Origin of the sequence: Streptomyces sp. NPDC092369 (genome assembly GCF_044755245.1) — a bacterium.
Classification (GTDB): Bacteria; Actinomycetota; Actinomycetes; order Streptomycetales; family Streptomycetaceae; genus Streptomyces.
The window spans coordinates 1217578-1232507 of the sequence record NZ_JBIVQP010000003.1; the positions used below are offsets into that span (position 1 = coordinate 1217578).

17 protein-coding genes are annotated in these 14930 nt (G+C 68.4%); 4 read left to right on the plus strand and 13 right to left on the minus strand.

The annotated features are described in order from the left end of the window. Positions 1-25 precede the first annotated feature (25 nt). Positions 26-1873 carry a glutamine--fructose-6-phosphate transaminase (isomerizing) gene (gene glmS, locus ACIQI8_RS22395; RefSeq protein ID WP_402353265.1) on the minus strand — a complete coding sequence of 616 codons (1848 nt, stop codon included), beginning with the start codon at positions 1871-1873 and terminating at the stop codon, positions 26-28. Positions 1874-2012: 139 nt separating this feature from the next. On the opposite strand from glmS, the gene ACIQI8_RS22400 reads away from it, so the two are divergent. The 3 genes from ACIQI8_RS22400 to ACIQI8_RS22410 all read left to right on the plus strand — a co-directional run bounded on the left by ACIQI8_RS22400 (position 2013) and on the right by ACIQI8_RS22410 (position 4464). Further along, positions 2013-2432 (plus strand): hypothetical protein, encoded by a 420-nt coding sequence (locus ACIQI8_RS22400; RefSeq protein WP_402353268.1) that lies wholly within the window; start codon positions 2013-2015, stop codon positions 2430-2432. Between the two features lie 97 nt (positions 2433-2529). Next, positions 2530-3498 carry a type I pantothenate kinase gene (coaA, locus tag ACIQI8_RS22405; protein ID WP_402353271.1) on the plus strand — a complete coding sequence of 323 codons (969 nt, stop codon included), beginning with the start codon at positions 2530-2532 and terminating at the stop codon, positions 3496-3498. 27 nt (positions 3499-3525) lie between these two features. After that, the gene (locus ACIQI8_RS22410; RefSeq protein ID WP_402353274.1) at positions 3526-4464 is read left to right on the plus strand and encodes a DUF389 domain-containing protein; all 939 of its coding nucleotides are present in this window, start codon (positions 3526-3528) and stop codon (positions 4462-4464) included. A 99-nt stretch (positions 4465-4563) separates the two neighbouring features. Here the strand turns inward: ACIQI8_RS22410 and glmM are convergent, their stop codons facing one another. From glmM to ACIQI8_RS22430, 4 genes are all read right to left on the minus strand, one after another. After that, entirely contained in the window at positions 4564-5922 is a 1359-nt protein-coding gene (gene glmM, locus ACIQI8_RS22415) for a phosphoglucosamine mutase (protein WP_402353277.1), read from the minus strand. Between the two features lie 247 nt (positions 5923-6169). Next, on the minus strand, positions 6170-6691 hold the full coding sequence (rpsI, locus tag ACIQI8_RS22420) for a 30S ribosomal protein S9 (RefSeq protein ID WP_402353280.1): 522 nt from the start codon (positions 6689-6691) through the stop codon (positions 6170-6172). A 45-nt stretch (positions 6692-6736) separates the two neighbouring features. Further along, a complete protein-coding gene (rplM, locus tag ACIQI8_RS22425; protein WP_045559465.1) occupies positions 6737-7180 on the minus strand; it encodes a 50S ribosomal protein L13 in 444 nt (147 codons plus the stop codon). Positions 7181-7389: 209 nt separating this feature from the next. After that, complete coding sequence (locus tag ACIQI8_RS22430) at positions 7390-8568, minus strand: glycosyltransferase 87 family protein (RefSeq protein WP_402353283.1); 1179 nt, start codon at positions 8566-8568, stop codon at positions 7390-7392. Positions 8569-8648: 80 nt separating this feature from the next. Between ACIQI8_RS22430 and ACIQI8_RS22435 the strand changes: the two genes are divergently transcribed. Then, on the plus strand, positions 8649-9527 hold the full coding sequence (locus ACIQI8_RS22435) for a hypothetical protein (protein WP_402353286.1): 879 nt from the start codon (positions 8649-8651) through the stop codon (positions 9525-9527). 10 nt (positions 9528-9537) lie between these two features. Here ACIQI8_RS22435 and truA read toward each other — a convergent pair whose 3' ends face one another. The 8 genes from truA to map form a co-directional block, all read right to left on the minus strand. Further along, a complete protein-coding gene (gene truA, locus ACIQI8_RS22440; protein WP_402353288.1) occupies positions 9538-10395 on the minus strand; it encodes a tRNA pseudouridine(38-40) synthase TruA in 858 nt (285 codons plus the stop codon). A gap of 127 nt (positions 10396-10522) precedes the next feature. Next, positions 10523-11029 (minus strand): 50S ribosomal protein L17, encoded by a 507-nt coding sequence (rplQ, locus tag ACIQI8_RS22445; protein WP_402353291.1) that lies wholly within the window; start codon positions 11027-11029, stop codon positions 10523-10525. A 164-nt stretch (positions 11030-11193) separates the two neighbouring features. Beyond that, complete coding sequence (locus ACIQI8_RS22450) at positions 11194-12216, minus strand: DNA-directed RNA polymerase subunit alpha (protein WP_019055532.1); 1023 nt, start codon at positions 12214-12216, stop codon at positions 11194-11196. Positions 12217-12330: 114 nt separating this feature from the next. Beyond that, positions 12331-12735, minus strand: a complete 405-nt coding sequence (gene rpsK, locus ACIQI8_RS22455) for a 30S ribosomal protein S11 (protein WP_003956432.1) — start codon at positions 12733-12735, stop codon at positions 12331-12333. Between the two features lie 69 nt (positions 12736-12804). Next, on the minus strand, positions 12805-13185 hold the full coding sequence (gene rpsM, locus ACIQI8_RS22460; RefSeq protein WP_019055531.1) for a 30S ribosomal protein S13: 381 nt from the start codon (positions 13183-13185) through the stop codon (positions 12805-12807). Between the two features lie 213 nt (positions 13186-13398). Further along, a complete protein-coding gene (gene rpmJ / locus ACIQI8_RS22465) occupies positions 13399-13512 on the minus strand; it encodes a 50S ribosomal protein L36 (protein WP_003998809.1) in 114 nt (37 codons plus the stop codon). A gap of 29 nt (positions 13513-13541) precedes the next feature. Beyond that, the gene (gene infA / locus ACIQI8_RS22470) at positions 13542-13763 is read right to left on the minus strand and encodes a translation initiation factor IF-1 (protein WP_003948620.1); all 222 of its coding nucleotides are present in this window, start codon (positions 13761-13763) and stop codon (positions 13542-13544) included. Positions 13764-14031: 268 nt separating this feature from the next. Then, positions 14032-14868, minus strand: coding sequence for a type I methionyl aminopeptidase (map, locus tag ACIQI8_RS22475; RefSeq protein WP_402353295.1), 837 nt, complete (start codon positions 14866-14868; stop codon positions 14032-14034). Positions 14869-14930: the final 62 nt, after the last annotated feature.

Sequence of the window (14930 nt, forward strand, 5' to 3'; positions counted from 1 at the left end):
CGCCCGGTGGCGGACGGCCCGTGTCTCACTCCACCGTCACCGACTTCGCCAGGTTCCGCGGCTGGTCCACCTCGTTGCCCCGAGCCGTGGCGAGTTCACACGCGAAGACCTGCAACGGCACGGTGGCGACCATCGGTTGGAGCAACGTCGGCGTCGCGGGGATCCGGATCAGATGGTCGGCGTACGGCACCACCGCCTCGTCCCCCTCCTCCGCGATGACGATGGTCATCGCCCCTCGGGCCCTGATCTCCTGGATGTTGGACACGATCTTGTCGTGCAGCACGGACCGCCCCCGGGGCGACGGGACGACCACCACGACCGGCAGATCCGGCTCGATCAGGGCGATCGGCCCGTGCTTCAACTCCCCCGCCGCGAAGCCCTCCGCGTGCATGTAAGCGAGTTCTTTCAGCTTCAGTGCCCCCTCCAACGCGACGGGATACCCGACATGCCGGCCGAGGAACAACACCGTGTCCTTGTCGGCGAGGGACCGCGCCAACTCCCGTACGGGCTCCATGGTTTCGAGGACCCGCTCGACCTCGCCGCCGATCTGGGCCAGGTCCCGGATGACGGCCCCGATCTCGTCGCCCCACTTCGTGCCGCGCACCTGCCCGAGATACAGCGCGACGAGATAACACGCCACCAGCTGCGTCAGAAACGCCTTGGTCGACGCGACGGCCACCTCGGGCCCGGCGTGGGTGTAGAGAACCGCGTCCGACTCACGGGGAATCGTCGACCCGTTGGTGTTGCAGATGGCCAGCACCTTCGAACCCTGCTCACGGGCGTGCCGTAGCGCCATGAGCGTGTCCATGGTCTCCCCGGACTGCGAGATGGCGATCACCAACGACCGCGCGCCCAGGATCGGATCCCGGTACCGGAACTCGCTCGCGAGCTCCACCTCGCACGGGATCCGCGTCCAGTGCTCGATGGCGTACTTGGCGATGAGCCCGGCGTGGAAGGCCGTACCGCACGCGACGATGACGACCTTGTCGACCTCGCGCAGCTCGTGCACCGGGATCCGGACCTCGTCAAGGCGCAGCAGCCCCTCCGCGTCGATGCGGCCGAGCAACGTGTCGGCGACGGCCTTCGGCTGCTCGGCGATCTCCTTGAGCATGAAGTAGTCGTAGCCGCCCTTCTCGGCGGCGGAGGCGTCCCAGTCGACGTGGTAGGAGCGGACCTCGGCCGGGGTCCCGTCGAACCCGGTGACCGTCACGCCGTCCCGCCGCAACTCGACGACCTGGTCCTGCCCGAGCTCGACCGCCGACCGCGTGTGGGCGATGAACGCGGCGACGTCGGAGGCGAGAAAGGCCTCGCCTTCACCGACACCCACCACCAGGGGCGAGTTCCGCCGCGCCCCCACGACGACGTCCGGCGCGTCAGCATGCACGGCGACGAGCGTGAAGGCCCCTTCCAACCGCCGGCACACGAGCCGCATCGCCTCCGCGAGATCGGCGGTGACGGAGAACTCCTCGGCGAGCAGATGCGCGACCACTTCGGTATCGGTCTCGGAAGCAAACTCATGCCCCCGCTCGGCCAACTCGTCCCGCAGCAGGGCGAAGTTCTCGATGATCCCGTTGTGGACGACGGCGACCCGCCCGGCGTTGTCGAGATGAGGATGGGCGTTCGCGTCGGTCGGCCCACCGTGCGTGGCCCACCGCGTATGCCCGATGCCGTTCCCGCCGGCAGGCAGAGGCCGCTCCACCAACTCCTTCTCGAGATTGACAAGCTTCCCGGCCTTCTTCGCCGCCGCCAGCCCCCCGTCCGCGAGCACAGCGACCCCGGCCGAGTCGTACCCCCGGTACTCCAGCCGCTTCAGCCCGGCCATCACCACATCAAGCGCCGACTGCGACCCCACGTATCCCACGATTCCGCACATGGGCGGCAGCCTAGACACCGAAAGCGGCCAAAACACGGCACGTCCTGCCCGATTCCGGAAATTACGGCCATGATCAGAACATGCCACCCTCGACCGGAAGCCGTCTTGAGGCGAGCCCCACGTTCGCTCCGGAGAGCCCATGACCGACGACCCCCTAGGCGACCCGCCTCCGAAGGCCTCGCCGGAGATCGTCGAAGAGCGCCGGGCGCTGGCCGAGCGAGTGTGTCGGGAACTGCGACTCGTCGGTCTGCCGGTGCACCGACGTGACCTCACCGGCGATCCGGACATCCTGCCCGGCGTGGACGTACACGTGACGCCGTTCGTCGACGGCGGTGTGTACGCGAGTTGGCGCACGGACGCGGAGCTGCGCGATCCCGCACTCGACCTCTTCGCCAGAGGCATCGACTACGCGGACCCACCGCCGGTCGTCCGCCACTTCAGCAACGTGCTCGATCACATGCAGGCCGCCCTCATGGGGATCCTCACCTCGGCGGGTTTCGAGGTCGAAGCGCCGGACAGACACGGCTTCGGAACCATGGTCCTGGTGACGGGCCGATGACACCTGAAGATCGCGGACAGCTCCCACGTGACCCACCCCACCCCCCACCCCGTTCAAACTCCGTTAACAATGGACTGTGATCTCTCCGGTCTCCCCGATGCCCCGGAGCGCCCACCGGCACAGGCCGGAGGCGACTCCCTACGTCGACCTCACCCGATCCGAGTGGAGCGCGCTGCGCGACAAGACGCCGCTGCCGCTCACCGCCGAGGAGGTCGAGAAGCTGCGCGGTCTGGGCGATGTCATCGACCTCGACGAGGTGCGGGACATCTACCTCCCGCTGTCCAGACTCCTCAATCTCTACGTCGGCGCCACGGACGGTCTGAGAAACGCCCTGAACACCTTCCTGGGCGAACAGGGCTCCCAGTCCGGCACCCCGTTCGTCATAGGCGTAGCCGGCTCGGTGGCGGTCGGGAAGTCCACCGTCGCCCGCCTCCTCCAGGCCCTGCTCTCCCGCTGGCCCGAACACCCCCGCGTGGAACTGGTCACCACCGACGGCTTCCTCCTCCCCACCCGGGAACTGGAGGCCCGCGGCCTGATGTCACGCAAGGGCTTCCCGGAGTCCTACGACCGCCGAGCACTCACCCGCTTCGTCGCCGACATCAAGGCCGGCAAGGACGAGGTCACCGCCCCCGTCTACTCCCACCTGATCTACGACATCGTCCCGGACCGGCGCCTCACGGTCCGCCGCCCGGACATCCTGATCGTCGAGGGCCTGAACGTCCTGCAGCCCGCCCTCCCCGGCAAGGACGGCCGCACCCGCGTCGGTCTCGCCGACTACTTCGACTTCAGCGTCTACGTCGACGCGAGCGGCGACGACATCGAGCGCTGGTACCTCAGCCGGTTCAAGAAGCTGCGCCAGACCGCCTTCCAGAACCCGGACTCCTACTTCCGCAAGTACACCCAGGTCTCCGAGGAGGAGGCCCTCGACTACGCCCGCACCCTCTGGCGCACCATCAACAAGCCCAACCTCGTCGAGAACATCGCCCCCACCCGAGGCCGCGCCACCCTCATCATCCGCAAGGGCCAGGACCACAAGGTCCAGCGACTGAGCCTGCGCAAACTCTGACCGGGCTCCGACCGTTAGCCTGCCCCCATGCTCCACCTCCGCCTGATCACCCCCTCCGCCCGTACCGACGACGTGGTCCGCCTGATCGAGAAGACGGTCGGCACCACCCACCTCGTCGTGCTGCCGGGCGCCGCCCGCGACCCCGCAGGGGACGTCGTACTGTGCGACGTGGCCCGCGAGGCCGGCGACGAACTCATCGCCGGGCTAAGGGAGTTGGACCTGGACCGCACGGGTTCCATCGCCGTCGACAACATCGACCTGTCGCTGTCCGAGCGCGCCGACAAGGCGGAGGCGGACGCACCCGGCGAGGGCGCCGACGCGGTCCTGTGGGAGCACCTCGCCGAGGCGTCGCACGAGGAGTCGACGCTCTCGGTCACCTACGTCGCCTTCATCACGCTCGCCACGATGATCGCGGCCTGCGGTGTGGTGCTCGACAACGCGATCCTGATCGTCGGCGCGATGGCGGTCGGCCCCGAGTTCGGCCCGCTGGCCGGCATCTGCACGGCGATCGTGCGCCGCGCGCCCCGCCTCGCCCTGCGCTCCCTGATCGCCCTGCTCGTCGGCTTCGCCTTCGCCATGCTGGTCACGGTCGGCTTCAGCTACTTCATGGACGCCGTGGACCTGTTCAGCAAGGTCCGCCTGGAGGCCGAGCGCCCCAACACCAACTTCATCTACCAGCCCGACGCGTTCTCCTTCGTCGTGGCAGTCCTCGCCGGCATCGCCGGCACCCTCTCCCTGACCTCGGCGAAGTCGGGCCTCCTGGTAGGCGTGGCCATCTCGGTCACCACGGTCCCGGCCGCCGCGAACGCGGCCGTGGCCTTCACCTACAACGAGTACAGGCAGGCCTGGGGCTCGACGGAGCAACTGCTCCTGAACCTGCTGGGAATCGTCCTGGCAGGCACTCTCACGCTGCTCGCACAGAAGTGGCTGTGGTCAAGCCAACGGCGCCACCGAAACGCCGTCTAGGGCATCGCCCTCAGGGGCGCGAGGAACTGCGCGACCAGCCACAACAAACCCGCAGCCCGCACCACACAGATCCCCCACCCCGAACCCGGAACCGAGAATCTAACCCAGCGCCGACTTCACCGCATCAGCCAACCGCCCCGCCACAGACCGAGCCTGATCAATATCCGCCGCCTCCACCATCACCCGAACCAACGGTTCGGTCCCCGACGGCCGAAGCAACACCCGCCCCGTAGCCCCGAGTTCCCGCTCAGCCTCAGCAACGGCAGTAGCCAGCTCCGCCGAACTACCCACCCGACCTCGATCGACATCCGGCACATTGATCAACACCTGAGGCAACCGCTCCATCACAGAAGCCAGTTCCCGCAACGACCGCCCGCTGGAAGCGACCCGCGCCGCGAGCATGAGCCCGGTCAACGTCCCGTCCCCGGTCGTCGCGTGATCGAGAATGATCACGTGCCCGGACTGCTCACCCCCCAGCGCGTACCCGTGCTCCTTCATCTCCTCCAGCACATACCGGTCACCGACGGCGGTCTGGATGATCGTCAGCCCCTCCCGCTCCATGGCCAGCTTGAAGCCGAGGTTGGACATGACCGTCGCGACAACGGTGTCCGACCGCAGAGCGCCCCGCTCGCGCATCGCCAGCGCGAGCACGGCCATGATCTGGTCGCCGTCGACGTCGTCACCGGTGTGGTCCACGGCCAGGCAGCGGTCCGCGTCACCGTCGTGCGCGATACCGAAGTCCGCCCCGTGCTCGACGACGGCCGCCTTGAGCAGCTCCAGGTGGGTCGACCCGCACCCGTCGTTGATGTTGAGCCCGTCCGGATCCGCACCGATCGTGATGACCTCGGCGCCGGCCCGCGAGAACGCCTCCGGCGAGACCCGGGAGGCAGCGCCGTGCGCCTCGTCCAGGACGATCTTCAGCCCGTCGAGCCGGTTGGGGAGTACGCCGATGAGGTGGGCGACGTACTGGTCGAAGCCCTCGTTGTAGCGCCGGACCCGGCCGACGCCCGAGCCGGTGGGGCGGTCCCAGGGCGCGCCGGTGCGGTGCTCCTCGTAGATCTTCTCGATCCGCTCCTCCAGCTCGTCGTCGAGCTTGTGCCCGCCGCGCGCGAGGAACTTCAGTCCGTTGTCGGGCATGGCGTTGTGGCTCGCGGAGAGCATCACGCCGAGGTCGGCGCCCAGCACGCCGGTGAGATACGCCACCGCGGGGGTGGGCAGCACACCGACGAGCAGTACGTCCACGCCCGAGCTGGCCAGGCCCGCGACCACGGCCGCCTCCAGGAACTCCCCGGACGCCCGCGGATCCCGGCCGACCACCGCCGTGGGCCGATGCCCCTCGAAGGAGCCCGCCTCGGCCAGTACGTGCGCCGCGGCCACGGAGAGGCCGAGGGCCAGCTCCGCCGTCAGGTCCGCGTTGGCGACGCCGCGCACGCCGTCCGTGCCGAAGAGTCGTCCCACTTGTCCTCCTGAGGAAGCGTCAGTTACGGAAGCCGGTGCTGATGCAGTTCTGATGGATGCGGCCCGCACCCACGGCTTTCGCGTCCCAGGCAATCCATGCAGTTCATGCATTCATCACCTGGCCATCCGATCACACAAGCCTTTGAGCGCCTTGTGCCGTTATACGCCCACCACCGCGATAAACGAACGCCCCGACGGCACTGTGGCGTGCCGCCGGGGCGTTCGGAGTACGAGCAGGCAGCTGTGATTAGCGCTTGCTGTACTGCGGGGCCTTACGGGCCTTCTTGAGACCGGCCTTCTTGCGCTCGACCGCACGGTCGTCGCGACGGAGGAAGCCGGCCTTCTTGAGGGCGCCGCGGTTGTTGTCCACGTCGGCCTCGTTCAGGGCGCGGGCCACGCCGAGGCGCAGGGCACCGGCCTGACCGGAGACGCCGCCACCCGCGATGCGCGCGATGACGTCGTAGCGGCCCTCAAGCTCGAGCACCTTGAAGGGCTCGTTGACTTCCTGCTGGTGCACCTTGTTGGGGAAGTAGTCCTCAAGGGTGCGACCGTTGATCTTCCACTTGCCGGTGCCCGGGACGATCCGGACGCGGGCGATGGCGTTCTTGCGACGGCCCAGGCCGGCGGCCGGCTGCGGGTCGCCGAAGCGGGACGCGGTCGACTCCGACGTGTACTCGCCCTCGACGGGCGCGTCGGACTCGGTGGTGTAGCTCTCGATGTCGACGATCTCTTCGCCCTCGACGGGCGTCTCGACAGTGGTCTCGGCCACGGTTCTCCTCAGATTCTTTTCTGTCTTAGGGGGTTGTGGCCGGAACTACTGCGCGACCTGGGTGATCTCGAACGGCACCGGCTGCTGGGCAGCGTGCGGGTGCTGGTCGCCCGAGTAGACCTTCAGCTTCGAGAGCATCTGACGGCCCAGGGTGTTCTTGGGGATCATGCCCTTGATGGCCTTCTCGACGGCCTTCTCGGGGTTCTTCGCCAGCAGCTCGTCGTAACGGACGGAGCGCAGACCACCCGGGTAACCGGAGTGGCGGTACGCCAGCTTCTGGGTCTTCTTGTTGCCGGACAGGTGAACCTTGTCGGCGTTGATGATGATGACGAAGTCGCCCATGTCCATGTGCGGGGCATAGGTCGGCTTGTGCTTGCCACGGAGGAGGTTCGCGGCAGTGGTGGCCAGACGGCCGAGGACGATGTCCTGGGCGTCGATGACGTGCCACTGGCGAGTCACATCGCCGGGCTTGGGGCTGTACGTACGCACTTCGCAGCCTTCTTCTTCAGTGGATGGGTGCTGACACATGGCATCACTGAAGCGATCGTGCAGCTGGGGACGACAATGGCCGGGGACGAAGCCCGTATGCCGCCCACTGGTAACTGCTCCAGGGAACCTACGCAAGGGCCTCTCGTCTGAGAACGACCAGGCCGATACGCATAACAACTGGCAAGGTTACCCGCGCTGCCCCGGACGGGTCAAAACGTGACGGCGGCGGCCGCTCCGGGCGCCCTCTCGGGCACCTGCGCCCACCGCGTCCAGCCGTGCACGGCGACCGTGACGGCCAGTGCGCACAGCGTGAACGCGTCCTTGAACGCCCGGCGCTGGACCGTCTCCAGGTACGGCCAGCTCAGTCCCGGCAGCTGCGGCACCAGAGCCAGCCAGAACCACGGACTCCGGGCGACCGAGCCGGCCCGCGGCAGCCCGGCCAGGAGCACCGGGAGCACCACCACCAGATAGTGGTCGTACGACGGTCTGGAGACCAGGAACGCCGAGAGCATCAGCGTCGCCGCGGTCTCGGCGAGCCGCAGCGGCCCGGGTTCACCGCGCCGCCAGCGCCGGTACGCGCACAGCACCCCCGCGCCGGCCCCGAGCAGCGCCGTCGCCCCGGCCACCGCCGCCGGCACCCCCAGCCGCGGCAGCACCGCCGCCGGCGAGGCCTCGTAGAGCCGTACGAAACCGTCGTCACCGCGCAGCAGGAACGGCAGCGTGCGGGTGAGGAAGCCCGCCGGGTCCGGCAGCAGGAGCGCGGCGGCGGCCGAGGCGAGCGCCGGGAGCGCCACCAGGACCGCCAGGGCACGCCAGCGGCGGGCGAAGACGAAGAGCAGCGCCAGCGGGGCCAGCAGCGGCTTCAGGGCGATCGCCGCGCCCACCACCACGGCCGCCGCCACCCACCGGCCCCGGCTCGCGAGCAGCAGGGCCAGCGGCAGCGCGAGCGCGGCCGTCGCCGTCCAGTTCGCCAGCAGCACCAGGTGCCCGAAGGGCGCGAACCCGGCGGCCAGGGCGACCGGGCCGAGCGCGGCCAGCCGGCTGCGCAGCGGAACACCGTACAGACGCAGGGCGCAGATCCAGCCGAACCCCAGACACCCGGTCACCACGAGCGGTACCAGCACGCGCAGTACAAGAGGGGACAACAGGGTCTGCGGGGCGGCCGCCAGGACCGCGCTCGGCAGATAGAGGAAGTGTGGATCGTCATACGGGGATCCACCGGCCAACCAGGTCCGCGCGGCCCGTACGACGATCGCGTTGTCCATGCCTCCGTCCGAGGTCAGCCGCGCCGTGCGGGCCATCGTGGCACCCAGCACGGCGGCGAGCGCCACCCACAACTGCCGGCGGGCAGGTCGCACCAACCACCCGGAGATATCCCTTTTCTCCATATTCACCGGGCCAACGGTAGGTGCCACAGAGCCTGTTGAGACGCACCAGCACGCGCCGTACCCCGTCTAAGATGCGGCCCATGAGCTTTGGGCAGCAGGGAGGGCCCCCGTCCCAGTGGGATCCCTGGAAACCGCAATCGCAGCAGCCGTGGACCGACGGCGGCGGTGACGGCACCCCGGACTGGGCCGCACTCGCCGAGGCGTCCGAGACCCGCAACCGCAGACGCCGCCTGTTCCTCATAGGCGGCGGCGCGGTCGCCACGATCGCGATAGGCACCGCCGTCGCGATGGCCGTCGTGTCCTCGGACGGCGGCAACCAGGCCTCGGGCAACCCGTCCAACCTGCCCGCCAGCGCCTCCATCCCCAGCGGCAGCGCGGCGGCCCCGTCCTTCGAGCCGACCAGCGCCCCGCCCCCGCTGGACCCGAAGGAATTCATCGACAGCAAGGCCAAGGACACGGCCCCCCTCAGCGTGACGCTGCTCTTCCCGGGCACCCAGCTGACCATGGGCTCGGCCGTGTACAAGAAGGGCCCGACGGCGGAGACGAAGAACTGCGCCTCGGCCGCCCAGGGCACGCTCCCGAAGGTCCTCACCGCGAGCGGCTGCACCAGCCTGATGCGCGTGACCTACAGCAAGGACGGCGTCGCGGTCACCGTCGGCGTGGCCGTCTTCGACACCGAGGCCAAGGCCCTCAAGGCCAAGGGCGACGCGGACAAGAAGGGCTTCGTCAAGCCCCTCACCGGCGCCGGCGTGAAGTCCTTCTGCGACGCCGCGCTCTGCCGCACGACCACCAACTCCTACGGCCGGTACGCCTACTTCACCATCTCCGGCTTCACCAACGCCAAGGACGTCACGACCAAGGACACCAAGGTCTTCTCGACCGGCGACGACCTGGCCGAGTTCACCTTCCGCCAGATCCGCCGCCGCGGCGAGGCCCAGGCGTCGGCGGCGGCCGACTAGCGGGACCCTCTCAACAGCACCCGGCCCCGGGCAGCGTCCGCTTGTTGCGCGCCTCCTTGCTGCGCGCGGCAAGCAGCTCGTCGGCCGGGTAGCCGACCTCCTCCAGCGTCAGCCCGTGCGGCCGTACGACATGCACGGCCGAGTCCCGTACGCCGGCGGCCAGCACCTTGCCCGGCCAGTCCGGGGCCCGGTGCCCGTCCCCCACGAACAGCAGCGCCCCGATCAGCGAGCGCACCATGTTGTGGCAGAAGGCGTCGGCCCGCACGGTGGCGGTGACGATCCCGTCCTCACCGCGCACCAGACTCAGCTCCTGCAAGGTCCGGATCGTGGTCGCCCCTTCGCGCCGCTTGCAGTAGGCCGCGAAGTCGTGCTCCCCGAGCAGCGCTTGGGCCGCCTCGTTCATCGCGTCGACGTCCAGCGGCCAGTCGTGCCACAGCACATGCCCGCGCAGCAGCGGGTCGACCCCACCGGGATGGTCGGTGACGCGATAGGCGTACCGCCGCCACACGGCCGAGAACCGGGCGTTGAACCCGGCGGGAGCCTCTGCCACCGCCCACACCCGCACGTCCTTGGCCAGCCGCCCCGCAAGCCGCTTCAGCAGCTTCTCCCGATGCTCGGCCCACACCTCCCCCGGCAGATCCACATGCGCCACCTGCCCCCGCGCGTGCACCCCGGAATCGGTCCGCCCCGCGACGGTCAACTCGTACGAGACGTCCCCCGACCGGGTAACGGTCCGCAGCGCCTCCTCAATCTCCCCCTGCACGGTCCGCCGCCCCCCGGCCTGCTTGGCCCACCCGGAGAAGTCGGCCCCGTCGTAGGAGAGATCGAGCCGAACGCGAACGTGACCGGGCTGAACTTCGTCACTCACCCCTGGATTCCTTTCAGGTACACAAAAGCGGGCCCGTCCCACGAAGGAACGGGCCCACTGGTGCGCCCCTTCAGGGGCGCGGGGAACTGCGCGACCAGCCACGACGGCGAGTCAGCCAAAAACGGTGTTACGCGTCCTTGGTCTCTTCGGTCGCCTCGTCAGCCTTGGCGTCCTCGACCGGGGTCTCCTCGACCTTGGTCTCAACGGGAGCCTCGGCGTCCTTGGCGGCACGCTTGGTGGCCGCCTCGGCCTCACCCGTCGCGGCCTGTGCAACAGTCAGCGCCTCGACCAGCTCGATGACAGCCATGGGCGCGTTGTCGCCACGACGGTTACCGATCTTGGTGATACGGGTGTAGCCACCGGGACGGTTCTCGTAGCGCGGGCCGATCTCGGTGAAGAGCGTGTGGACGACGCTCTTGTCCGTGATCACCTGAAGCACCTGACGGCGGTTGTGAAGGTCGCCCTTCTTGCCCTTGGTGATCAGACGCTCGGCGTACGGCCGCAGCTTGCGGGCCTTCGCCTCGGTGGTGGTGATACGGCCGTGCTCGAAGAGCGACTTCGCGAGGTTCGCGAGGAGCAGCTTCTCGTGCGCGGCACTGCCGCCCAGACGGGCACCCTTGGTGGGCTTCGGCATGGTCTTTCTCCTCAGGTTCTGCCCCGGCCGTATCAGGTACCGAGGTCAGTGTCCGAGCGGGCGATCGCCCGTCGGAGATCCGGGAGCAGCCCCGAAGGGGCGCTCCCGGAAGGGGCGCGGGGAACTGCGCGACCAGCCACAGCGCTCCCGCACCCGAAAACCGATCAGTACTGCTCGGTCTCCACAAAACCCGCGTCCACGTCATCGTCCGCGCCAAACGCGTCCGCCGCGGCCGTCGGGTCGAATCCGGGCGGGCTGTCCTTCAGGGCCAGGCCCATGCCGGCCAGCTTCGCCTTGACCTCGTCGATGGACTTCGCACCGAAGTTGCGGATGTCCAGGAGGTCGGCCTCGGAACGAGCCACGAGCTCACCCACGGAGTGGATGCCCTCGCGCTTGAGGCAGTTGTAGGAGCGGACCGTGAGCTCCAGCTCCTCGATCGGCAGCGCCAGGTCGGCGGCAAGGGCGGCGTCCGTGGGGGACGGGCCCATGTCGATGCCCTCGGCGTCGATGTTCAGCTCGCGGGCGAGACCGAACAGCTCCACCAGGGTCTTGCCGGCCGACGCCATGGCGTCACGCGGCCGCATGGCCTGCTTGGTCTCGACATCGACGATCAGCTTGTCGAAGTCGGTCCGCTGCTCGACACGCGTGGCCTCGACCTTGTACGTGACCTTCAGCACCGGGCTGTAGATGGAGTCGACCGGGATACGGCCGATCTCCTGGCCCACCTGCTTGTTCTGCACGGCGGAGACGTAACCGCGACCGCGCTCGACGGTCAGCTCCATCTCCAGCTTGCCCTTGCCGTTCAGCGTGGCCAGGACGAGGTCGGGGTTGTGCACCTCGACACCGGCCGGAGGCGCGATGTCGGCGGCGGTGACCAGACCCGGACCCTGCTTGCGCAGGTACATCACGACCGGCTCGTCGTGCTCCGAGGAGACGACCAGCTGCTTGATGTTGAGGATCAGGTCGGTGACGTCCTCCTTGACGCCCGGCACGGTGGTGAACTCGTGCAGGACACCGTCGATCCGGATGCTGGTGACAGCGGCACCGGGGATCGAGGAGAGGAGCGTACGACGCAGGGAGTTGCCGAGGGTGTAGCCGAAGCCCGGCTCCAGCGGCTCGATCACGAACCGGGAGCGGAACTCGTCGACGACCTCTTCGGTCAACGAGGGACGCTGAGCGATCAGCATGAAGTGAGTCCTTCAGTCATGGACACCCACTATTTGATGTCCTTGAGTACTGCAAGGGTACGGGCGGCACGGCACCGGAGTGCCGTACCGCCCGAAACCTGAGACAACCGTGCGTCAGACGCGGCGGCGCTTGGGCGGACGGCAGCCGTTGTGCGGGGTGGGGGTGACGTCCTGGATGGAGCCGACCTCAAGACCGGTCGCCTGCAGCGAACGGATGGCCGTCTCGCGACCCGAGCCCGGGCCCTTCACGAAGACGTCGACCTTGCGCATGCCGTGCTCCTGCGCGCGACGGGCGGCCGACTCGGCGGCCATCTGCGCGGCGAAGGGGGTGGACTTGCGCGAGCCCTTGAAGCCGACGTGGCCGGCGGAGGCCCAGGAGATCACGTTGCCCGAGGGGTCCGTGATCGAGACGATGGTGTTGTTGAACGTGCTCTTGATGTGCGCGTGGCCGTGAGCGACGTTCTTCTTTTCCTTGCGGCGCACCTTCTTGGCAGCGCCCTGACGACCCTTGGGGGGCATCTATATCTCCTACGGGGAGGTGGTCGGTCCTACAGCGAAGACCGCTGATGAAGCGTTGTCCGCTGCGGACTACTTCTTGCCCGGCTTCTTCTTGCCGGCGATGGCGCGACGCGGGCCCTTGCGGGTACGGGCGTTCGTGCTGGTGCGCTGACCGCGGACGGGCAGACCACGACGGTGACGGAGACCCTGGTAGCAACCGATCTCGACCTTGCGGCGGATGTCGGCCTGGATCTCGCGACGGAGGTCACCCTCGGTCTTGATGTTGGCGTCGACGTACTCGCGGATCGCGACGAGCTGCTCTTCCGAGAGGTCGCGAACGCGGGTGTTGGGGTCGATGCCGGTCTCGGCCAGCGTCAGCTGGGAAAGGGTCCGACCAATGCCGAACACGTAGGTGAGGGCGACCTCCACGCGCTTTTCGCGCGGGATGTCGACACCGGAAACGCGTGCCATTCAATGGCTCCTGGTGATCTTCGGAGGTCTTCCGCAGAACCGGTTCCCGTCCGCCGGCCTCTTCTGATCGAAGAGTTGGTACGGAACGGGTCCCCAGCCTCCGAGCCGGGGGTGTCAGGCGCCTACTACGCCTGGGTCCTGCGTATGAACTTGCTTTGCTCGCGTCGCGCGAATCCCTGCGATGTCGATGCAGAGGGAACGGTCAGTCGTGCGTCAGCCCTGGCGCTGCTTGTGGCGCGGGTTCTCGCAGATGACCATGACCCGACCGTGACGGCGGATCACCCTGCACTTGTCGCAGATCTTCTTGACGCTCGGCTTGACCTTCATGGGACTGAGGCTCTCCGAGTCAGAGGGATCTACTTGTAGCGGTAGACGATCCGGCCACGCGTCAGGTCGTACGGAGACAGCTCCACCACGACCCGGTCGTCAGGGAGGATGCGGATGTAGTGCATACGCATCTTGCCGCTGATGTGTGCCAGGACCTGGTGGCCGTTCTGGAGCTCGACCTTGAACATGGCGTTCGGAAGAGACTCGACGACAGTGCCCTCGATCTCGATGGCACCTTGCTTCTTGGCCACGCTTCGCCCTTCGAATCGACTACCTTGATCGGCTCAGGTGCTTCCCCCTCGGGGGTGCATGCGGACATGCGGCTGCACGAGAGCCGACGAGTCAGTCTACGTCAGGCCACTCGGAAAGACGAATCGAGGAAGGATGCCCCAAGACGAAGATCCTTAAGCGGAATCCATCGCGCAGCGGCTGTGGGCACTCGTTCCGCTGGGCGGAACGGGTGGACACAGCCGCACCCGCGGTCGCGCACGGCGAGGGGCCCGGCACCCACCGTAGGCGCTACGCCAGCGGGTCCGGCGCCGCCGTGATGCCCAGCTCCGCGAGCTTGGCCCGGCCGCCGTCAGGCGCGGTCAGCACCAACGGGCCCTCCTCCGTCAAAGCGACCGAGTGCTCCCAGTGGGACGACCACGTGCCGTCCGTCGTGATGACCGTCCAGTCGTCGGCCAGGACCTCGGTCTTGGGCGTGCCGAGGGACACCATCGGCTCGATCGCCAGGCAGAACCCGGGGATCAGCTTGGGCCCCTTGCCCCGCCGCTTCTCGACGTAGTTCAGCAGGTGCGGGTCCATGTGCATCTCGGTGCCGATGCCGTGACCGCCGTAGTCCTCGACGATCCCGTACTTGCCGCCGCCCGGCTTCGGCTGCCGGCGGATGTACGTCTCGATGGCACGGGAGACGTCGACCAGCCGGTTGCCGACCTTCATCGCGGCGATGCCGGCCCACATCGACTCCTCGGTGACCCGGGACAGCTCGATCAGTTCAGGGGAGTGACCGGAGCCCACGAACGCCGTGTACGCCGCGTCGCCGTGCCAGCCGTCGATGATCGCGCCGCAGTCGACGGAGATGATGTCGCCGTCCTTGAGGACGACCTCGTCGGACGGGATGCCGTGCACGACGACCTCGTTCACGGACGTGCAGATCGTGGCCGGGAAGCCGCCGTAGCCGAGGAAGTTCGGCTTGGCGTCGTGCTCGGCGAGCACCTTGCGCGCGACCTGGTCCAGATCCCTGGTCGTGGCCCCGGGCACCGCGGCCTCGCGCGTGGCCGCGTGGATGGCGGCGACGACCAGGCCCGCCTCACGCATCTTGGCGATCTGCTCGGGGCTCTTGATCTGCACCATGGGGGCCTGCGCTCTCCGTCACTCACGTCATTCGGCTACGTACACAACACTACGGCCGCGAC